Raw genomic sequence first — 19,027 nt, 5'->3', positions numbered from 1 at the left:
CGGGGCTGACGCTTGCCCAGCTGGACAGCGATCAGGTCCAGCCGGTCATCCTACGTGCACAAGGCAGCTACTTCGCCCGGCTGGAACGCGGCGCGTGGCAGGTGATGTCGGCGGCGGGCAGAGCGCCGTCGCCGAAGTAGGTGTTCACCGCGTTCTCCACGCAGGCGTTCGGCAGGCGGCCGAAGATGCCCTGCATGCGAGCGTCCTGGAGGGTGACCAGGCGGGAAACCGTAGTTGACCAATTTCCACTTAGTCAACCAGAGTTGCTCCTTCGCCTGAGCACCGGGGAAACTACATCCCAGGTAATCGACACCACCCCGCGGCCGCTGTCAGCGTTCTCCCATGACGAGCAGCAAAGAACTGATCATGGCCGGCTTCGCGGAGTTCGCCGCGGGCAACATCGAGGTGCTCCAGACGCTCCTGAGCGAGGACTTCATCGAGCACAGCCCGGGCAACCCGTCAGGCAGGCGCGCCTTCATCGACTTCATCAGGGACTCCCCGCTGGCCACCTCCCGGCTGGAGCTCAAGCGGGTCGTCGCGGAAGGCGATCTCGTGGTGATGCACTATCACCTGATCCCTCGGGAAGGGGGGCGCGGGCTGGCGGTCGCGGACTTCTGGCGGATCGAGGACGGCCTGATCGCCGAGCACTGGGACGTGGTCCAGCCGGTCCCCGAACCGGCGCAGGTCCCACACGGCATGTTCTGACACGGCTCCCCTAACCGGCGGGCCACCGGGATCCTCAAGGAAGGGGCTCGGAGGCGCCCGGTGGCCAGATGCCGACGTCCAGGAGCTTGTGGGCATAGGAGTACGCCACGAGCTGGCTCCGGTTGCTGCAGGCGAATCGGTCGAGGAGCTTGCTGATCCGCTCCGCCACCGTATACCTGCTGAGTTTCAGCTCGCGGGCGATTCTTGTCGTCGTGTATCCCCTGGCCAGCAGGACGATCAGCCGCGTGTCGCGATCGTTGATCAGATCGTCGAAAACAAGATCCATAGCAAGTCCCGATTCGGATCGCCTTGGCCAGAGGCGCCTCTGGTGAAAGCACCTCTGTGTGCAAGCTAGAAGCGTCTGCTTAATCAGCGGTATGGCCGGACCATGCGACCGGTTAAGGATCGGCCCTGGCCAGCTGCCCTTGGAAAATCTCCTCGTAGAGATTCCTGAGTACGGGGCTGGGGTCGATGCCGAGCTCGGCCACGAGATGCCGGCGTACGGTCTCGAACTGCGAGAGCGCCTCCGGCGCACGGCCGCAACCGGCGAGAGCGGTCATCCTGGCCGCCACGAGCCGCTCGCGCGCGGGAAAGAAGGGCACCAGGTCGTCGAGCCGGTTCAGCACCTCGACGTGGCCGCCCCGCTCGATCGCGAGTTCCGCCCAGTCCTCGTTGACCGTGAGGTACAGGTCGGTGAATCTGCCGACCGCCTCATCGACCAAGGCGACACCCGAGAACTCCGCGAGCGGCTGACCGCCCCACAGGCGCAGGGCGTCATCGAGCACGGTCAATGCGGCATCGGCGTCGCCCCTGCGCCGCATGTCGCGGCCGGCGCCGGCCAGCCGCCGGAACCTGAGGAGGTCGAGTTCGTCCGGCCCGGCGTCCAGCCGGTATCCCCAGCCCTGGTAGGAGATCCGATCCCCGAAGCTCCGCCGCAACGCCGAGACGTAGACCTGCAGGTTCTTGCGTGCCGTGGGAGGTGGTCGCTCTCCCCACAAGGAATCGATCAGCTGGTCGGTCGGAACCACCTGGTTCGGGCGGGAGAGCAAAATGGCGGCCAGCAGCCGGGCCTTCCTGGCGCTGACGTGCACGATCGTGCCGTCCACCCGCACCTCGAGCGCGCCGAGCACGCGCGCGTCCAAGCGGGCGGTCACGGCTTTGGCCCGCTTGATCCGGTCGGTGCCCAGCGCCAGGAATCCGGCCAGATCGATCGTCGCCGAACCCGCCCTGGCCACCTGACGGTGGAGCGTACGCACCGTGGACAGCGTGGCGATGGAGACGTCGTCGACACCGGCCTTCGCTTCGAACCACCGCCAATCGCCGTCGCGATTGACCTCGAGGAACACCGGCCCTTGCCTGGTCAGCAGGAAGTCGAAGGCGCCGTAGCGCAGGCCCCAGATCCCGGCGAGCCGGTGCACCGCCTCCACCACGGGCTCCGGCGCCGCCGCCGGAGAGACCGTGACCGACGCCTCGTCGCGCCAGATCGCCTCCGGCGACGGTTTGCCGACGCGAAAGGCCCGGATCTCGCCGTCCACGAAGTAGACGCGCAGCTCCGCCCAGTGGTCGACGTACTCCTGGACGATCATGGGCGCGTCCCGCGCGGGCAGCTTCCTGGCCGCGACACCGGCCACGATCTCCGGGAAGACCCCGTGCAGGGTGCCCGGTTCGGTCTCGACGAAATGCTGGTCGAGGGCCTTGACGATGACCCGGTCGCTGGCCAGCGCCGCGCTCGCCGCCCCCAGGTCGGTCGTGGCGATCGTTCGCGGGGTACGGACCCCTGCCTCCGCCGCGTCGTCCAGCTGAACCAGCCGCCCCAGATCGCTGCCACCGGGCAGCCGGGCGGCTGACAGCGACGACAGCTGGTCGATGAGGGCGGCCCACGAGTCGGCCCGGAACAGGGACGCCGCCGAGCCGTTCTCGCCTCGCACGGCTCGCGGTGAGAAGTGCCGTACCCAGGTGACGGTGGGGATGATGCGGCGCCCGTTCACCGTCAGCGAGCCGTCGTCGAGCCGGGTGAGGATCCGCAGGTCGCCGATCGACCCGGCGTCGATCCGCACGCTCGGCACGCCGAGCGTGCGCAGCCCGCGCTGGAGCACGGCGAACTCGTTGATCCCCGCACGGTCCACGAGGACCACGCACGGCAGGGCGGCCGCCGGGTCGGCCTCCTCCGGGAGCTGCCAGGTCACGCCGGGACTGCCGGCCGGCATGCGCAGGGTGTACGGAATGCGCGAGTGAACCGGGTCCATGTGCCGATGATGATCACACGTGGCGTGATCACACAACGTGCCCTCTGTCGTTCGGCATAACGTCCCGTATAGCCCACGTTTGTGGGGTTGTGTCACCCGCTGATCGCCGGTCCATACTCAACCTGCAACACATCTCCAGCAGCCGACAACCTGCACGTTTGGTGAAGTGGCAAGTGAAGGGTGGTGCCGTGTCGAGCGATGTGGTGACGGCCGCGGGGCTGACCAAACGCTATCGGCGCAGCGAGAGACCGGCGGTGGACGATGTCTCGTTCGAGATCGCGCGGGGAGAGACGATCGGGCTCCTGGGACCCAACGGCGCCGGGAAGACGACCCTGATCAAAATGATCTGCGGGGTCACCACCCCTACCTCCGGCCAGGTCCGCGTCTTCGACGCCGATCCGGTGCGCCAGCCGGTCGCCGCCAAGAGCGGCATCGGGGCGATGCACCAGTCAGGCCCGTTCGACATGATGCTGCCGGCGCTGGACAACCTGCGGATCGCCGCCCGCTTCCGCGGCCTGAAGTGGCGTGCCGTGCGGCCGTGGGCGCTCGAGCTGGCGGAGTTCCTCAGCTTGACGGAGGCTCTGCCGCGCTTCTGCTTCCAGCTGTCGGGCGGTCAGCGGCAACGGCTGCAGCTCGTACGGGCGTTGCTCACCATTCCGCGGCTGCTGATCCTCGACGAGCCGTCCGCGGGACTGGACGTGGTGGGGCGGCGGCACATCGAGCGTTTCGTGACCTGGCTGCGCGAGGAGCACGGCGTGACCGTGCTGTGGACCAGCCACCACATCGACGAGCTGGAACGCAACAGCCAGCGGGTGATGGTCATCAACCACGGACGGGTGCTGCGCTTCGCCAAACCGCGCGAACTCGTCGAGGAGTTCGGCAGCACCCACTTGCTGGTGACCCTCGATGACCCCGCGGCCGGCCTGGTGGTGGCGGCCTGGGCGGAGCTGGCCGGGCTCAGGGCCACGACCGAGGAGTCGGACGTACGCATCCACGGTGCGCGAGCGCGGGAGGTGCTGCCGGAACTGTCGCGGCACTGCCTGGACCACGGAGTCGCGATCTCCGGCGTCTCGACCGTCACGGACTCGCTGGAGCAGGTCTTCCTCAGGATGACGGATACCGAGGACTGAAGTCGACAAAAGGGGCAGATGTGGCCGCCAAGCTGGCATTCGACAACACTCCTCCGACCGGGACTCCGAAGGCGGCCGACCTGTCCGCGGTGCTCTACCGCGAGTACGCGCTGCTCGCCCGCAACCGGGTGTATCTCATCCTCGGCCTAGCCCCGATGCTGATCTACCTGCTGCTCGTGAACACCTCGCTGGGCAACCTCCTCAGGGTCGTCCGCTACAAGGGCGTCGACGTACCGTTCACGATCTTCCTGCTGCCCATGACGCTGGCGATGTCGGTCGTCAGCGCGGCGGGGACGTCCGGCATGGCGGTGTTCCAGGAGGAGATGAGCGGCGCGGCGACGCAGCTATGGTCCTACCCGTTGCGCCGGTCGCGGTTCCTGCTCGGCAAGGTGATCGCGGGCGTGTCGCTGGTGCTGGGACAGGCGCTGCTGGCGCTGGGCGTGGCGGTGCTCATCTTCGCGTTGCCGTTCGACCTGCAAGCCTGGGTCGGCCTGCTGTCGACGCTCACGCTGGCCGCCCTGGCCTTCAACGGGCTGTATCTGGCGACGGCCATCTTGATCACCGACTACCAGGTCTTCATGCTGCTGTCGAACGTGTCGATCCCCGTTCTCGTGTTCAGCGCCCCGTCGCTCTACCCGATCGACAGCATGCCCACCGTGCTGCAGTGGGTGGCGATGATCAACCCGCTGACGTACGCGATCGACGGTATGCGCAACGCCGCGTTCTTCGGTTTCGCCGACGCGTGGCAGGACCTCCTGGTGCTGGCCGTCCTGGCGGCCATCAGCTACACCGTGGGCGGCCGCGCGCTGATCAAGCGCGCCCGCAACATCTGATCTCGTCAAGGGCAGGGGACGATGCGGACAGACAGCTCCTCTCTCTCGTGGCTTCTCTCGCGGTCCGACCGATCCAAGGTCCGGCTGCCGGGCACGGACAGAGCTCACGACCCGACGGCCACGCTGGAGATGGCCGGCCGTGCGGCCCGGATGGTCGGGATCACCAGGGTCGCGGACATCACCAGGCTGGACACCATCGGCATCCCGACTTTTCAGGCGATCAGACCGACTTCCCGGACGCTCGCCGTGTCTCAGGGGAAAGGGATCACGCCCGAGTTGGCGAAGCTGTCCGCGATGATGGAGGCCGTCGAGCTCTGGCATGCCGAACAGCCCATGACGCCGGTGACGACCGCGCCTCCGCGAGACGTCAGCGGGCAGCTGGGCTACGACGTCCGCGATCTCCCGCTCTCCCCGCCGACCGTGTTGCATGACGGGCTGCCGTTGGACTGGGTCGCCGGCCGGTCGCTGGTCGACGGCTCGGAGCGGCTGGTTCCCAGGGAATCGGTGGGATTCTCCCTCCTGCGGAAGACCGGCTGGAACCCGCCGGTGTTCTTCGAGTCGACGAATGGCCTGGCGAGCGGGAACACGCTGGTCGAGGCCGTTCTGCACGCGCTGTACGAGGTGATCGAGCGGGACGCCGTGACCACGGCGATGACCGGCGGCGACAAGGGCGTCCTCGTCGATCCGGGGACGCTGGGGTCGCCGGTCGTCGACGAGCTGTGCGGGCTGCTCACGCGGGCCCGGGTCGGTCTCGAGGTCAGGTCCCTGCCGTCGCCCACCGGGTTGCCGTGCTTCCTCGCCCGGATCTCCTGCGACGACTATCCACCGGCTTTCATGGGGTTCGGCTGCCACCTCGGCTCGGAGATAGCGCTCACCCGGGCCGTCACCGAGGCCGCGCAGGCCAGGCTCGGCTACATCTCGGGCGCGAGAGACGACCTCCATCCGGGCGTCCACGACGGCGCGCGGCACCGAGCTGCGCCCGCGACGGACACCGGCGAGGCGATCCCGAAGCTGACGGCTCACCAGAGCCTGGTCGATGACCTGGCGGACGTGGTCGGGCGGGCCGCGGCCGCGTTCTCCGCCGCCCCGCTCGTCATCGATCTGACGAGGGACGAGATCGGCGTCCCGGTGGTCAGAGTGGTGGCACCGGGCAGCCGCGTCACCCCGGAGGTGTTCTAGTGAGCCGCCAGAAGACGGTCGTCTACGCCGGGCCGACGATCTCGCACGACGAGGTCCGCGCCGTGCTTCCCGAGGCACAGGCGCGGCCGCCCGTGGCCCGGGGCGATCTCCTCAGGGAGGAGTGGAGCCGGGACGACACCGCCGTCATCATCGACGGGTATTACCGGGAACGGCTGTCCGTGGGCCACAAGGAGATCCTCTGGCTGCTCAACGAAGGCGTGAACGTCATCGGGGCGGCCAGCATGGGGGCGCTGCGGGCCGCGGAGCTGAGCCCGTACGGCATGCGGGGCGTCGGGTCCGTCTTCCGCATGTACGAGAGGGGCGAGGTCGACGGGGATGACGAGGTGGCGGTCCTGCACGGGCCCGCGGAGCGGGGATACCCCACTGACACGGTGGCCATGGTCAACATCCGCTACGGCTGCCAGGAGGGCGCCAAGAGCGGCCTGGTTCCGGCGGCGACCGCCGAGCGGATCGTCGAAGCGGCGCGATCCAGGCCCTTCGTCCACCGAACCTGGCGCGAGCTGGGAGAGGCCCTGGGCCCGGACGCCGGTGACGCGCTGAGCACGCTGGAGCGGAAGATCGGGACGGGTGAGTGGGACCTGAAGCGGCTGGACGCGATGGCTGCACTGGGAGCCGTCGGCGGGCACCAAACCGAAACGCCCAGCACGTGGGCGGCCGAGCTGGCCCTGACGGGGATCACCCACTATGAGGCGCTGGCCTGGCGGTCGATGCGGGAGTACGCGCCGGGCAGGTGGATGTCCGATCTCGATGTCCTGGACGCGGCGCGGCTGTTCGGCCAGGACTACCCGAAGCTGCACGAGGAGGCCCTGACCGGCCTCCTGACGGACTTCGCCGCCGCGCAGGGCCTGGAGCTGGAGGCGTACACGCGCGCCAGGCTCGGCGTCGATGGCCGCGCCGACCTGCCGCACGTCCTCGCGCCGTGGCTGTCCGAGACGGAGCGGGCCACCTTGCCCGTCGCCGAGCAACTCCGGTTGGTCATGGTGCGGGTGTGGCCGGTCTGGCAGTCGGAGGATTGGCGGCCGATCGTCCTGGACCGGATCCGGGAATCGAGCCGCTGGCCCGAGTGGTCCGACATCGTGGCCCGTGCCGACGAGATCGCGGAACAGAGCCTCGGAAGGGTGGTCATCCCGGCGCCGGCGATCTGCGGACGGATCTTCTCCCGCCACTGGAACGGCCCGGGAACGACCGCGGAGGTCGAGCTGGCGCGGCGCGGGTTCCTCAGCATGGCGGATCTGGGACAGACCGCCGCCAGGTTCTTCGCCCTGGACGTGCACAAGGCCAAGGGGCGATGAGCGCGACCGAGCTTGAGCGGGCGTTCGACCCGACCGCCTCGCGGCACCGCCGGGACCCGCACCCGCTCTTCCACCGCATGCGGGAGCAGGCGCCGGTCTACCGCCACGCCCCGGCGAACGGTCGCGTGTCCTGGTACCTGACCCGGTACGCCGACGTGCAGCGCGCGCTCCACCACCCGGACATAGGACGCCAACTCGACCGGCTGCCCGGCGAGCTGGCCGCCTATCACCGCCGCTGGGAGAACGACCCGCTGGCGATGGTGCGGCGGAACATGTTCAACCTCGACCCGCCCGACCACACCCGGCTGCGGCGGCTGATGGCGCCCGCGTTCGGCCCCCGGACGGTGGCGGCGCTGGAGCGGCGCATCGACCAGGTCGTCGGCGAGCTGGTCGACGACCTGGCGGCCGCCGGCGACGGAGCCGACCTGATCGAGCTTCTGGCCCTGCCGCTGCCGATCCTGATCGTCGCGGACCTGGTCGGCTTCCCGATCGGCGACCGGGGCCGGCTGCGCGGGTGGAGCGACGACATGCTGCGCAGCCGGGACGCGGCACTGATACGCCGCACCGGAGTCGCGTTCGTCGCCTACGTCAACGAGCAGCTCGACGAGCGCCGGGCCCACCCGGGCGAGGACCTGCTGTCCCAGCTCGTCCGGTCAACGGAGATCACGCACGCCGAGCTGGTATCCAGCGTGTTCCAGTTGCTGCTGGCCGGGGACGAGACGACGGTCAACCTCATCGGCAACGGAGTGCTGGAACTCCTGCGCCATCCTGACCAGCTCGAACGCCTCCGCGCCCGGCCACAGCTGATCGACTCCGCAGTGGAGGAGGTGCTGCGGTTCAACGGCCCGGTCGGGCACTCGCGGCCACTGTTCGCGCTGGCCGACGTGGACATCGGGTCATCGGTGATCCCCCAGGGTGACATCGTCGTGCCGGTGCTGCTGGCCGCCAACCGCGACCCGGCGGTGTTCGACCGGCCGGACGTCTTCGACATCGGCCGCACCCCGAATCGGCACCTGGGCTTCGGCCACGGAATCCACTTCTGCCTCGGCGCCGCGCTGGCCCGGCTGCAGGCCCGGGCCGCCATCGGCGCGCTGGTGCGCCGCTTCCCCGGCCTGGCCCCGGCCGTCGATCCGGCCGAGCTGGAGTGGACGCCGGACCTGTTCCTGCACGGTGTACGCCACCTGCCGCTGCTGTTGGAGAAGAGCCCATGATCAAGGGGTACGCGGAGCTGTCCCGCATGGCGTTCGGCTACGCCGGCTCGCAGATCCTGTACGCGGCCGTCCGCCTGGGCATTCCGGAGGCCCTTGCCGCCGGTGCGCTGCCGGTCGAGAAACTGGCGCACGCCATCGGGGCCGACCCGCGGGCGCTGGAGCGGCTGTCGCGGGCGCTGGTTGTCCTGGGCGTGGTCGATGAGGTGGCGCCGGGACACCTCGCGCTGGCCGAGCTGGGTCAGCCGCTGCGTGCCGACCACCCATGGTCGATGCGCTCCAGCGTGCTGCTGCTCGGCGACCCCGCGACCTGGCAGGCATGGGGGGCGTTGACCCACAGCGTACGAACGGGTGCGACCGCCTTCGACCACGTGCACGACCAGCCGCTCTTCGACTACCTCGCCGGCCATCCGGACCTGTCGGAGATCTTCAACACGGCCATGCGCGAGGGCACCGAGCGCGTCGCGTCAGAGGTCGCCCAGGCGTACGACTTCACCGGTGTCCGCACCGTGGTCGACATCGGGGGCGGAAACGGCGCGCTGCTCGCCGCGGTAGTGGCGGCCACGCCCGGCGCCCAGGGCATCCTGTACGACACCGCCGACGGCGGGGCGGCCGCCACTGAAACGTTCAGGCGAGCGGGGCTGTCGGATCGGTGCACCAGGCAGGTGGGTGATTTCTTCGAGTCCGTACCCGAAGGCGACCTCATGCTGCTGAAAGGCGTCCTGCACGATTGGGACGACCAGCGGTGCACCGCGCTGCTGCGTAACTGCCGCGCTTCGATCGCGACGGGCGGGCGCCTGCTGGTGCTGGAACCGGTGCTGCCGGCCAGGCTCGACACCCCGGAGGCGGCCGGCGTCGTCATGAGCGACATCGCCATGCTCGTCTACACCGGCGGCTGGGAACGCGACCGGGCCGAGTTCCACGCCCTGCTCGCGGCCGGCGGGTTCGACCTGGCCGACGTCACGCAACCGCTGCGGGGTTCGGCGATCCGGATCCTCGTCGCGGATCCGTCCTGAGGGCCGATCCTCCGGTTGTCCGCCCCGACGTCCCGAGGTCCCGAGGTCCCGACAACGCGGACTACAGACAGTCATGAGTACTTCTCACATGCGGCTGTCCGACGTGAGTAACCCCGCTGCTCTGGCTGTCCGGGAACCGGACGCGCATAGTGTGCCGGTCGAGCAAACGGGCTCAAACTCGGGTGGTCAGGTGGCGCAACCGATTGACGCGAGCCCTGCCGGCGAGGCCATGCCCATTCTGCGGGTCGTCGTGGGCGAGCCGGACCGGGTGGTGCGCGCCAAGCTCAGGAGCGTGCTCCACATGGGCAACGGCATCTACGTGGTGGGCGAGGCCGGCGCCGCCGACCGGCTGGGCGATCTGGTCGTCAGGCATCGGCCGAGGGTGGCGGTGGTGAACGCGGCGCTGCGGCAGGCGGACGGCGTGGAATTCGCCCGGATCGTCGCGGCGCAGGCGAGGAACGGGATGCGGGTGGTGGTGGTCTCCGAAGCGCTGGACGAGGAGCTGCTCGGGCGGGCGCTACGCGGGGGCGCGGGCGGTTTCGTGCACCGGGCGTCGCTGGTGGAGGAGATCGTGCCCGCGATCCGGCTGGTCGCCGCCGGGCACACGTTCATCTCCAGCTCGATGATCACGCGGCTGCGTGATCGCATCGCCGCGGTGACCACCGGGGTCGATCATCGGCTCGCGGAGCTCACCCGCCGCGAGGCCGAGGTGCTGGCGCTCGTCGCGGCCGGCCTGTCGAACGCCGGTATCGCCGACAAGCTCGGCATCGGCACCGGAACCGTCCGTTCGCACCTGGCGCGCATCCTCGCCAAGCTGTCGGCGGCGAACCGGGCGCACGCGGTCGGCATCGCCTACGAATCCGGCTTCATCACCGCAGGCTCGGCTCACGGCCGCCGGGCACGTGGTTGAGCGCGTCCCACCATGCGTGCAGCGCGGGGTACTGCATGACGGCTTCCCGCGTGGTGAGCAGGGGATCCGGTTCTCCTCTCAGCGCCCGTGCCACTGCCGATCCGTCTTTCTCGGCCCGTGCGGGCATCAAGGTCTGAGCGCGGAAGAATTCGGCGGCCAGCTCCGGGCTGCTCAGCAGGGCCCGAGTCCTGCGGGCGAGAATCTCGCGCTCGAACGCGGTCGCTTCCCGCCGCCCGGCCGGTTCCGCCTCCTCTGCGACCGCCATCCGCCCGCCCGGCCCCGCGTCCTCCGCGACCGCCATCCGCCCGGCGGGTCCCGCGTCCTGCGCGAGTGCCATCCGCCATGACGATTCCGCCTCCGCCGTCATGGCCGCCTGCAGTTCGGCGGAGGCGGCCGGATCGAGCCCGCGCCGCGTCAGCTCCCTGTCCAGCCGCAGCGTGCTGAGCGCGGCGACCGACATCCCATGCGAGTGAACGGGATTCACCGCGACGACCGCGTCACCGATCGCGACGAAGCCGACAGGCAGGCGCGCTCGTTCGAAGTACCTTCGCCGGTTCGAGGTGTCACGGTACGGCCGGATGCCGCCGAGCGGTGTGGCCGCCGCCATGAGGTCCGCCACGATCGGGTCACGCAGCGAGCGCGCGAAGTCCGCGAAGCCCCGCTCGTCCGCGGGCGGCTCGCCGCCCCGGGTGCCGGTCAGGGTGACGATCCACCGGCCGTCCTCGATCGGGAACAGCGTCGCCCCCTGGCCCGGCCGCCCCGCCACCTGCCGCGGGTGCAGCATGATGGCCGGAATCTCGCCGGCGAGTTCGGCGGGCGCCTGATAGACCCGGGTGGAGTAGGCCAGCCCGGAGGAGACGGTCGTCTCCTCGATCTCCGCCCCGCCGAGCTCGGCCAGCCACCGTGGCGCCTTCGATCTGCGCCCGGTCGCGTCGACGACGAGATCCGCCTCGATCGTCTCCGGCGCGGCGCCCTCGCGGCTGACCGCGACCCCGGTGACCCGGCTCGCGTCCCCCACCAGGCCGAGCGCGCGCGTGCCCGTCCAGGTCGGGACGGCGCCCAGCGCCCGCTGACGTACCACCTGGTCCAGGAGTCCCCGGCTGCACGAGATGAGGTACGCCCCGGTGTCCAGCCGCCGGAACCACCCCGCCACGGCGAGGATCAGCGCGTCGCCGGGCAGGCGGCGGTGATGCGCGCCGCGCGCGAAGAGCTCTTCGAGAGTCCCCGGAAGCAGCTCCTGCAGCGCCCGCGCGCCACCGGCCACGAGGACGTGGCTGTGCTGTGACTGGGGTAGTCCCCGCCGGGCACGGGGACCGGACGGATAGTGATCGTCCTCGATCACGATCACGTCGTCCGCGTGCCTGGCGAGCACGGCGCCGGCCAGCGATCCCGCGAAGCCGCCGCCGAGGACGACCGCTCTGGTCATGCAGGGTGCTCTTCGATCAGACCCCGTTCGATCATGCTGCCGAGGAACTCCTGCACGTCCTTCAGCACGCGGACGCTCATCGCGAGGTTGTCTCCGGCGAACGCATGGGACAGCTTCGCGACGATCGGCTCCCGCTCCCCGTCGCTCGCGACGAGCTCCCATATCCGGGAACCGGTCTCGTTCAGGGTGTGGAAATCCCCGGTTTCGGCGTGATAGAGCGAGATGCCCCCCGCGGTCTCCTGCCAAATCACCGAGTCACTGATCTGGAGTGACACACTCCACCTCCTCTATACCGGCGTTATGGGAAGCAGCTCGCGGACCTTGACGGCCTCGGCTGAAGGGGGAACGTAGGTCTTCCAGTCGTCGAAGACCGGATGGACGTCGTCGTTGACGAGCAGGCGGGGCGTCTGCATTTCGGGATCCTCGGCGAGCTCCGCGGGGTCGACGCCGGATTCCAGCCAGAGTTGGGTGACGATGCCGTGCCGCAGGATCCTGCACTGATGACGGCTGTTGCGCCGCAGGTCCCCCGACTCCGCCATGTGAGAGGCGCGGCAGCCTCCGCCGCAGGACGACTTGATGTAGCACTTCGCGCAGTCGGCGTGGTAGTCGCCGCCGAACACGGAGCTCGTCCGCATGTCGTACAGGACCGGGCTGCCGAAGATCTCCGCCAGGGATTGCCGTCTCACGTTGCCCGCGAAGTGTGAGCGTCCCGTGACGAGCTTGCACGGGTAGACGTCGCCCAGCGAGTTGATGTAGATCTCGTTGCCGCCCATCCCGCAGTTGGCCTTCACCGAGCACAGCTTCAGCGTCTTCGGCCCGTCCGGGAGCAGCTTGCCGGCGACGGGTGAGGTCCAGGTGAGCTGCTGGATCCTCAGATGGTCGTCCCAGCCGAAGTCGTACTCGTCGCTCTCTCCCCGGCCCAGGTTGTTGTGGTACATCAGCCGGATGCTGTTCACCTCGATCCCCTCCATGAACGAGGCGAAGCCTTCGAGCTCCTCGACGTTCTCCGAGGTGACGATATGGTTGATCATCGGCACGACGCCCGCGTCGTTGAGCAGTCGCAGGGCCTGGTGGGTCTTGGCGAAGGAGCCGGCGCCCCGCGTGCGGTCGTGCGTCTCGGCCGTGCCGCCGTCCACGCTCACCGTGACGTTGCCGAACAGCTCGGCGAACCGCTCCGCCATGGCGGGCGTCCTGATCATGGTGGCGTTGGTGATGATGTTCGACGTCAGGCCGCTGCGGTTGGCATGCTCCACGATCTGGAACAGGTCTTTCCTGAGCATGGGCTCGCCGCCGGTGAAGACTATGGTGGAGGCGCCGAAGTCGGCGATCTGGGAGACCAGGCTGAGCGACTCCTCGGTGTTGAGCTCACCGGGCAGGCACTTCTCCGAGGACGCGTAACAGTAGGGGCAGCGGAGGTTGCAACCGTCGGTGATGGCGTAGTACGCCATGCGGAGCGGCGGCTCCTTCAGCTTGATCCGCGGATGGTTGCCGTTGTAGTAGACGATCCAGCTCAGAATGAGTTTGGCGAGGACCCGATCGGTCTCGTCGGTCTCTTCGAGCCGCGCGTAGGGCCGGGTCAAGGCTCGCAGGACGCCGAACTCACGCGAATCGAGGACACACCGACCGCCGGAATGCGGGTTGACGACCAGATGATTACCGGCGTGCACGAAGTAGGTAAGGTCTTCTGGTACGTAGAACAACGCGTGGTTCCGGGCCAGCTTCCCAGACATCCAGTTCCCTTCACGCTCTCAGCGGCAGGCGCGGCCCCGGCCTTGTCCGGCGACAGGTGACCGGGGCCGCACCCGTGGGCCGTCGGACTAGGGGTTCGGCTTGGTCGGGGTGGACCCGGACCCGGATCCGGACCAGGCTCCGCACAGGCACGACGCTTCGGGGGACTCGTTGTGCACCTCGACCTCGGGCGTGGCCCACTGGCCACCCGCCATGACGACGGGCAGTGCGGCGGGAAGCTTGTCCTTCAGCGAGATGAGCAGGTCGGTTTCCTCTTTGGTCAAGGTGGCGAACGCCGCCTCGACTTCCGCGGCGATCGGGTCGTTCAGGACGCCGGCTTCGCGCAGGGCTTCCTTCGGATCGAAGGCCATGCCTTCACCTCTCCGTCTTAAGGGGGGACGCGTTGCAGGTCGAGTATCGGCTGGCGATGCGGAGGCGACACAACCCCACAAATGTGGGCTAAACGCCTTTCACCAGGCAGAGCGAAGACCACACGAATGTGGGTGTCCTGATCTCTTGCGAACCCTGATGAGCCGTTTCAGGCTTGTGGTTCATGAACGCAACCGGATCGGGCGGGTTCGACGCGCTGGCCACGCTGCGGGCGGGCGGGCATCCCATCGACCTGCTCGATGAGCGGCAGCGAACCGTGTTCGCCTCGCTCACGGAGACCGAGGTCGCCGTACTGAACTCGATCAAGAAGCGTCTGGACGACCACGCCGGTGAGGTGGAAGGACAGGAGCTCAAGCTCGTATGAGCGACAGGGACCCGCGACCCACCCGCCGTAACGTCGTGGTCCTGTTCATCGACATCGTGGGGTCGACGGAGCTCGCCGAGCGTCTCGACCCCGAACTGCTCCTGCGCATCCTCGACCGCTACTACGCCGCGTGCCGGACGGAGATCTTCGAGCACGGCGGCGCCGTGGAGAAGTACATCGGCGACGCGATCATGGCGGTGTTCGGCGTCCCGGTCAGCCGGGAGGACGACGCGCTGCGGGCCGTCCTGGCCGCGGACGCGGCGATGACGGCCGTGCACCGGCTCAGCGCCGAGATAGCCCCCACCCACGGAGTCCGGCTGGACGCCCATTGCGGCATCGCCTTCGGCGAGGTGATGGTCGCCGACGGGTCCGGCTCGAACGTGCGGGTGATCGGTGACACGGTCAACACCGCGAGCCGGCTGCAGTCCGCGGCGGGCGGCGGCGAGATCCTCCTGGGCGACGACGTGGCCCGCCTGGTCAGGCGGCACGCGCTGCTGGACGGCGTCCCCCCGCTCACGCTCAAGGGCAAGAGAGATCCGGTACGGGCGTGGCGGCTCATCACCGTGGAGCCCGATCGCGGCGCGCCGGAGACCGACACGGTCCCGTTGATCGGCCGGACCGAGGAGCTGCAGCAGCTGACGCGCTTCCATGACCGCGTCGTACGCGGGCGGCAGTGCTGCATGGCCACCCTGCTCGGTGTTCCGGGCATCGGCAAGTCCCGGCTCGTCAGGGAGTTTCTGACGAACCTGCCCGAGGACGTGACCGTGCTCGCCGGCCGGTGCCCGTCCTACGGCATCGGCGCCACGTACCGGCCCATCACGGAGATGCTCGAAGCCCTCAACGGCGACTGGCCCGCCATCGCCGAGGCCGTGGGCACGGAAGGTGAGCGGGCGCTGCGCGGGCTGGCGTGCCGCGGTGACGCGGAGTACCAGGACGACACTCCCGGGGTCGCGGAGATCGCGCAGGCCGTACGGTCGCTGTTCGAGGTGCTCGCCCAGCGCCGGCCGCTCGTGGTGGTGCTGGACAACCTGCAGTGGGCCGAACCGACCCTCCTCGACCTGATCGAGGACTGCTCGGCATGGCTCGCCGACGTGCCCGTCCTCCTCGTCTGCGTCGCCCGGCCCGAGCTCTACGAGGCCCGCCCCTCCTGGGGAGGGGGCATGACCTGCGCCATGGCGCTGGAGCTCGGCCCGATGAGCCCGCCGCACATGGCGCGGCTCGTCGCCGAGCTCCGCGCCGGGCGGGCGGACGTCGTCGCCCACGACGACGACGGCACGTACCAGCGGGTTATCCACGGCTCGGACGGCAACCCGCTCTTCGCCGAGCTGATGCTGGAGACCCTCGCCGAGGGCGCCGCCTCCCTCCCGCCCACCATCCAGGCGCTGCTCGGGGCCCGGCTGGATCGGCTGGACGCGGCCGAGCGCCAGGTGCTCGAACGGGCCGCGACCATCGGGCACTCCTTCTCGGTGGAACAGCTGGAGGTCCTCTTCGACGGCGAGCCCGCCATGACGGCCGCTCCGCTGAGCCGGTTGCGGCGCGAGCGCCTCATCCGGCGTGGCGCGCTCCCGGGAGCGTACGAGTTCGCGCAGACCCTCACCCGGGAGACCGTGTACGCGCTGACGAGCAAGGAGGTGCGGGCGGACTGGCACCGAAGGCTGGCCGACTGGTTCGGCGACCGGGCCGGCGACGCCTCGGAGCAGGCTCCCTTCCTCGGACCGGCGTCCGGAGACGTCAGCCGGCACCTGTTGGCGGCCTGCCGCCTCACCCGGCAGGTACGCCCCGGCGACCCGCACCTGCCCGAGCTGACCGGCCGGGCCGCGGACCAGCTCATCAGGGACGGCGGCCAGGCGTTGCACCGCAGAGACCTGCCCGCGGCGATCGCGCTGCTGGAGCAGGGCCGGGAGATGCTGCCCCCGGGCAGGGACGAGCACCGGTCGCTGGCCGTCCGCATCAGCGACGCCGAGCTGACACGGGGAGAGGCCGCCGCGGCGGCCGCGGCCCTGGACCGTGCGGAGGAGCTGCTGCCGGAAGACCCGCGAACCCAGCTCACCTGCGTGATCCAGCGGGAGGTCCTCGCCCTGCGCTCGGGCGCCCGCGCGCCGGAGCTCGAACCCCTTCGCGTACGGCTGGCGCTCGACCCCAGAGACGACCTGAGCTGGTGCCGCTTCCACCAGCTCCAAGCCCTGGTCCACATCCAGGAAGGCCGGTTCGGCGCCGCCGACCGCGCGCTGCGTGACGGGCTCGCGCTGGCCCGGCCGATGGGCGACCGCTACGAGGAGGACCGGCTGCTCGGCGGGCTGTGCGAACTGGTGCAATGGTCGCCCACCCCGGTGCCCGAAGGGCTCGCGCTCTGCGCCGACCTGCTGGCCCGGTTCGCCGGTGATCGCGCTCTGCTGGTGCCGGTGCTCGTCACCAGGGCCCGCCTGCTCGCGCTCGCCGGCGACCTCGGCGGCGCCCGTGAGTCGCTCGACACGGCCGGCCAGTACGCGGAGGAGTTACACCTCGGCCTCTCGGCGGTCGCCGTCGTCCAGGTGCGGGGACTGGTGGAATCCCTGGACGGCAACCATCAGGACGCGAGGGAGCTGTTCAGCCGGGCCGCCGCCGCGCTTCGTACGGCAGGCCATGGGGGACCCGCCGTCACCCTGGAGATCTACGCGGCGCGGGAGACCCTCCGGCAGGGAGACGTCCGGCAGGCGGCCGCGGAACTGGCGCGCGGCGACGCGGGGCCGCCGCAGCTGCGCGGCGAGCTCACGGTCCTCGCGATGAGAGGCGCGATCGCCTCGTTCGACGGGGAGCACGCGGACGCGATGAGCGCCGCGGACCGTGCGGCGGCGCTGCTCGAATCGACCGACGACCCTTGTCTTCGAGGGGACGTCCTGGTCGAGATCGCCCGGATCCGGCGGGCCGCCGGACACGACCCGGCCGAACCCGCCCGGCGCGCGCTCGACGCGTACCTGAGCAAGGGCGCGACCCTGTCGGCGCGGCGCGTCCGCGACTGGATGAAGGGACTGCGATGAGTACGCCGCCCTGGCGCCGGAACCAGCGCGCGCACTTCCCCGGTGTGCCCGCGTGGGGTCTGGCCACCACGCGGCAGCCCCCGGAGCCCTTCCAAATCAGCCCGCTGGCGGGGGTGACCAGGGAGTGGGCATGGGGTGGGTCCGACGGCACCGGAGTACGCGTGTGCGTCGTGGACACGGGCGTGGCGGGCGACCATCCCAAGATCGGCGGCCTTGACCGGTCGGTCGAGGTCGTCAGCGGGGACGAGGGCAGACTGACCGTCGCCGAGTGCGCTCCCGTCGACCCGGCCGGGCACGGCACGGCCTGCGCCGGAGTGATCAGGTCGGTCGCCCCCGGAGCGGCGATCACCTCCGTACGCGCGCTCACCGACGGGAAGTCCGGCACCGGTGACGCCCTGGTGACCGGGCTGCGCTGGGCCATCGACCAGGGTTATGACCTGGTCAATCTCAGTCTTTCCAGCACGAGGTCGGGTCTGCGCGAATCCCTGCACGAGCTCGCCGACCGCGCGTACTTCCGGCGTTGCCTCCTGGTCGCCGCGGCGCACAACATGCCGGTGCTCAGCTACCCGTGGACGTTCTCCTCGGTCGTCTCGGTGGCCAGCCACGACGAGGCGGACCCGATGACGTACTACTACAACCCCGCGCCCCCCGCGGAGTTCCTCGCGCGAGGGGTCAGGGTGCCGGTCGCCTGGCCCGGCGGCCGGGAGATCCGCAGCACCGGCAACAGCTTCGCGGCGCCGCACATCACCGGCATCTGCGCGCTCATCCTGGGCAAGCATCCGTGGCTGACGCCGTTCCAGCTCAAGACGGTCCTCTACCTGGCCGCGGACAACACCATGACGCAGAACGGAGAGCCCCATGTCCGCTGACTTCCCTGACTCTCCCGATTCGCTGGACGGCACCGAACGCAGGCTGCTGCAGTCGATCGTCGAGGTGGCCCGCCACATGTTCGGCGCCGCCGCCGCCTCCATCTTCCTCGTGGACCCCGACACCGGTGACCTGGTCTTCGAAGCCGTCTCGGGCGAAGGCGAGAAAGAGCTGGTCGGGAGCCACTTTCCGGCGGGAACCGGGATCGCCGGCTGGGTCGCGGCGAGCGGGCAGCCGATGGTCGCAGATGATGTGTCGGCCGTGACGCAGTTCGCCCAGGACGCCGCGGAATCCACCGGTTACGTCCCGCGGACCATCATGGCGGCACCGCTCATCCGGTTCGAGGAATGCGTGGGCGTTCTGGAGGTGCTGGATCGCACGGCCTCCCGCAGCGATCTGGACGACATGGAGCTCCTGGGGATGTTCGCCACGCAGGCCGCCTGCGCCCTGGAACTCCTGCTCCGCGTCCGGCGGAGTGATGGCCGGGAGCCTCTCGCCGACCCGAACGCGCTGCTGCGGCGGATCGGCGAGAGGCTGCGGGGCAGGGACCGGTCGTCGGACGCGGCAGTCGTACGCCTGCTCGCCATCGCCGACGAACTCCTCGCACCGTAACGGAGCCCTCCGCCGTCGCGGGGCGCCGTTCCGTTCTCTTCCGCGGGCGGTCGCCGCGCCTTCCGGACCACCCCTTTAGGCCC

At 70.0% G+C, this 19,027-nt stretch carries 19 protein-coding genes; 12 read left to right on the top strand and 7 right to left on the bottom strand.

Annotation, left to right across the window (positions count from 1 at the left end; genetic code table 11):
- Positions 1 to 67: 67 nt before the first annotated feature.
- Positions 68 to 220: an alpha/beta hydrolase gene (locus ACGFJ2_RS37810; RefSeq protein ID WP_393477144.1), complete on the bottom strand. Its 153-nt coding sequence runs from the start codon at positions 218 to 220 to the stop codon at positions 68 to 70.
- Positions 221 to 342: 122 nt separating this feature from the next.
- Here ACGFJ2_RS37810 and ACGFJ2_RS37805 point away from each other — a divergent pair, with 122 nt between their 5' ends.
- On the top strand, positions 343 to 705 hold the full coding sequence (locus tag ACGFJ2_RS37805) for a nuclear transport factor 2 family protein (RefSeq protein ID WP_357940201.1): 363 nt from the start codon (positions 343 to 345) through the stop codon (positions 703 to 705).
- Positions 706 to 739: 34 nt separating this feature from the next.
- Here the strand turns inward: ACGFJ2_RS37805 and ACGFJ2_RS37800 are convergent, their stop codons facing one another.
- Together ACGFJ2_RS37800 and ACGFJ2_RS37795 are read right to left on the bottom strand one after the other, a co-directional pair.
- Positions 740 to 991 carry a LuxR C-terminal-related transcriptional regulator gene (locus tag ACGFJ2_RS37800; protein ID WP_357940199.1) on the bottom strand — a complete coding sequence of 84 codons (252 nt, stop codon included), beginning with the start codon at positions 989 to 991 and terminating at the stop codon, positions 740 to 742.
- A gap of 112 nt (positions 992 to 1,103) precedes the next feature.
- On the bottom strand, positions 1,104 to 2,951 hold the full coding sequence (locus ACGFJ2_RS37795) for a BTAD domain-containing putative transcriptional regulator (protein WP_393476735.1): 1,848 nt from the start codon (positions 2,949 to 2,951) through the stop codon (positions 1,104 to 1,106).
- Positions 2,952 to 3,139: 188 nt separating this feature from the next.
- On the opposite strand from ACGFJ2_RS37795, the gene ACGFJ2_RS37790 reads away from it, so the two are divergent.
- From ACGFJ2_RS37790 to ACGFJ2_RS37760, 7 genes are all read left to right on the top strand, one after another.
- Positions 3,140 to 4,081 (top strand): ABC transporter ATP-binding protein, encoded by a 942-nt coding sequence (locus ACGFJ2_RS37790; RefSeq protein ID WP_357940195.1) that lies wholly within the window; start codon positions 3,140 to 3,142, stop codon positions 4,079 to 4,081.
- 20 nt (positions 4,082 to 4,101) lie between these two features.
- On the top strand, positions 4,102 to 4,914 hold the full coding sequence (locus ACGFJ2_RS37785) for an ABC transporter permease (protein WP_393476732.1): 813 nt from the start codon (positions 4,102 to 4,104) through the stop codon (positions 4,912 to 4,914).
- Between the two features lie 21 nt (positions 4,915 to 4,935).
- The gene (locus tag ACGFJ2_RS37780) at positions 4,936 to 6,093 is read left to right on the top strand and encodes a YcaO-like family protein (protein ID WP_393476729.1); all 1,158 of its coding nucleotides are present in this window, start codon (positions 4,936 to 4,938) and stop codon (positions 6,091 to 6,093) included.
- A complete protein-coding gene (locus ACGFJ2_RS37775) occupies positions 6,093 to 7,406 on the top strand; it encodes a TfuA-like protein (RefSeq protein WP_393476726.1) in 1,314 nt (437 codons plus the stop codon). Before ACGFJ2_RS37780 ends, ACGFJ2_RS37775 begins: the two co-directional genes overlap by 1 nt.
- Positions 7,403 to 8,617 (top strand): cytochrome P450, encoded by a 1,215-nt coding sequence (locus ACGFJ2_RS37770; RefSeq protein ID WP_393476723.1) that lies wholly within the window; start codon positions 7,403 to 7,405, stop codon positions 8,615 to 8,617. Before ACGFJ2_RS37775 ends, ACGFJ2_RS37770 begins: the two co-directional genes overlap by 4 nt.
- Positions 8,614 to 9,630, top strand: coding sequence for a methyltransferase (locus ACGFJ2_RS37765; RefSeq protein ID WP_393476720.1), 1,017 nt, complete (start codon positions 8,614 to 8,616; stop codon positions 9,628 to 9,630). The genes ACGFJ2_RS37770 and ACGFJ2_RS37765 overlap by 4 nt, the downstream gene beginning before the upstream one ends.
- Positions 9,631 to 9,820: 190 nt before the next feature.
- Positions 9,821 to 10,540 carry a response regulator transcription factor gene (locus tag ACGFJ2_RS37760; protein ID WP_357940185.1) on the top strand — a complete coding sequence of 240 codons (720 nt, stop codon included), beginning with the start codon at positions 9,821 to 9,823 and terminating at the stop codon, positions 10,538 to 10,540.
- Here ACGFJ2_RS37760 and ACGFJ2_RS37755 read toward each other — a convergent pair.
- The 4 genes from ACGFJ2_RS37755 to ACGFJ2_RS37740 form a co-directional block, all read right to left on the bottom strand.
- Positions 10,500 to 11,966, bottom strand: a complete 1,467-nt coding sequence (locus ACGFJ2_RS37755) for an NAD(P)/FAD-dependent oxidoreductase (protein ID WP_393476716.1) — start codon at positions 11,964 to 11,966, stop codon at positions 10,500 to 10,502. The genes ACGFJ2_RS37760 and ACGFJ2_RS37755 overlap by 41 nt on opposite strands.
- A complete protein-coding gene (locus tag ACGFJ2_RS37750) occupies positions 11,963 to 12,241 on the bottom strand; it encodes a PqqD family protein (protein WP_393476713.1) in 279 nt (92 codons plus the stop codon). Before ACGFJ2_RS37750 ends, ACGFJ2_RS37755 begins: the two co-directional genes overlap by 4 nt.
- 12 nt (positions 12,242 to 12,253) lie before the next feature.
- The gene (stsB, locus tag ACGFJ2_RS37745; protein WP_357940181.1) at positions 12,254 to 13,696 is read right to left on the bottom strand and encodes a StsB family radical SAM/SPASM domain sactipeptide maturase; all 1,443 of its coding nucleotides are present in this window, start codon (positions 13,694 to 13,696) and stop codon (positions 12,254 to 12,256) included.
- 87 nt (positions 13,697 to 13,783) lie between these two features.
- Entirely contained in the window at positions 13,784 to 14,065 is a 282-nt protein-coding gene (locus ACGFJ2_RS37740) for a StsA-related sactipeptide RiPP (RefSeq protein WP_357940179.1), read from the bottom strand.
- Between the two features lie 182 nt (positions 14,066 to 14,247).
- Between ACGFJ2_RS37740 and ACGFJ2_RS37735 the strand changes: the two genes are divergently transcribed.
- Genes ACGFJ2_RS37735 through ACGFJ2_RS37720 form a run of 4 tightly spaced genes read left to right on the top strand, consistent with a single transcriptional unit; the run spans position 14,248 to position 18,944 of the window.
- Positions 14,248 to 14,448, top strand: a complete 201-nt coding sequence (locus ACGFJ2_RS37735; protein WP_357940177.1) for an aroma-sacti cluster domain-containing protein — start codon at positions 14,248 to 14,250, stop codon at positions 14,446 to 14,448.
- The gene (locus tag ACGFJ2_RS37730) at positions 14,445 to 17,465 is read left to right on the top strand and encodes an AAA family ATPase (RefSeq protein ID WP_393476708.1); all 3,021 of its coding nucleotides are present in this window, start codon (positions 14,445 to 14,447) and stop codon (positions 17,463 to 17,465) included. Before ACGFJ2_RS37735 ends, ACGFJ2_RS37730 begins: the two co-directional genes overlap by 4 nt.
- Positions 17,462 to 18,334: a S8 family serine peptidase gene (locus ACGFJ2_RS37725; RefSeq protein WP_357940173.1), complete on the top strand. Its 873-nt coding sequence runs from the start codon at positions 17,462 to 17,464 to the stop codon at positions 18,332 to 18,334. The genes ACGFJ2_RS37730 and ACGFJ2_RS37725 overlap by 4 nt, the downstream gene beginning before the upstream one ends.
- A complete protein-coding gene (locus tag ACGFJ2_RS37720; RefSeq protein WP_357940171.1) occupies positions 18,324 to 18,944 on the top strand; it encodes a GAF domain-containing protein in 621 nt (206 codons plus the stop codon). Before ACGFJ2_RS37725 ends, ACGFJ2_RS37720 begins: the two co-directional genes overlap by 11 nt.
- The last annotated feature ends 83 nt before the right edge of the window (positions 18,945 to 19,027 follow it).

The sequence above is a fragment of the Nonomuraea sp. NPDC049028 genome, assembly GCF_043197735.1.
GTDB lineage: Bacteria > Actinomycetota > Actinomycetes > Streptosporangiales > Streptosporangiaceae > Nonomuraea.
The sequence above is the reverse complement of the archived record's forward strand: the minus strand, read 5'-3'. Positions and strand labels throughout refer to the sequence as shown.

Excerpts from the sequence above, each read along its gene's own strand:
- ACGFJ2_RS37805 (WP_357940201.1), top strand. The coding sequence starts at position 343 with ATGACGAGCAGCAAAGAACTGATCATGGCCGGCTTCGCGGAGTTCGCC.
- ACGFJ2_RS37720 (WP_357940171.1), top strand. The coding sequence starts at position 18,324 with ATGTCCGCTGACTTCCCTGACTCTCCCGATTCGCTGGACGGCACCGAA.
- stsB (WP_357940181.1), bottom strand. The coding sequence starts at position 13,696 with ATGTCTGGGAAGCTGGCCCGGAACCACGCGTTGTTCTACGTACCAGAA.
- ACGFJ2_RS37725 (WP_357940173.1), top strand. The coding sequence starts at position 17,462 with ATGAGTACGCCGCCCTGGCGCCGGAACCAGCGCGCGCACTTCCCCGGT.
- ACGFJ2_RS37735 (WP_357940177.1), top strand. The coding sequence starts at position 14,248 with ATGAACGCAACCGGATCGGGCGGGTTCGACGCGCTGGCCACGCTGCGG.
- ACGFJ2_RS37740 (WP_357940179.1), bottom strand. The coding sequence starts at position 14,065 with ATGGCCTTCGATCCGAAGGAAGCCCTGCGCGAAGCCGGCGTCCTGAAC.
- ACGFJ2_RS37765 (WP_393476720.1), top strand. The coding sequence starts at position 8,614 with ATGATCAAGGGGTACGCGGAGCTGTCCCGCATGGCGTTCGGCTACGCC.
- ACGFJ2_RS37770 (WP_393476723.1), top strand. The coding sequence starts at position 7,403 with ATGAGCGCGACCGAGCTTGAGCGGGCGTTCGACCCGACCGCCTCGCGG.
- ACGFJ2_RS37780 (WP_393476729.1), top strand. The coding sequence starts at position 4,936 with ATGCGGACAGACAGCTCCTCTCTCTCGTGGCTTCTCTCGCGGTCCGAC.
- ACGFJ2_RS37800 (WP_357940199.1), bottom strand. The coding sequence starts at position 991 with ATGGATCTTGTTTTCGACGATCTGATCAACGATCGCGACACGCGGCTG.
- ACGFJ2_RS37730 (WP_393476708.1), top strand. The coding sequence starts at position 14,445 with ATGAGCGACAGGGACCCGCGACCCACCCGCCGTAACGTCGTGGTCCTG.
- ACGFJ2_RS37795 (WP_393476735.1), bottom strand. The coding sequence starts at position 2,951 with ATGGACCCGGTTCACTCGCGCATTCCGTACACCCTGCGCATGCCGGCC.
- ACGFJ2_RS37755 (WP_393476716.1), bottom strand. The coding sequence starts at position 11,966 with ATGACCAGAGCGGTCGTCCTCGGCGGCGGCTTCGCGGGATCGCTGGCC.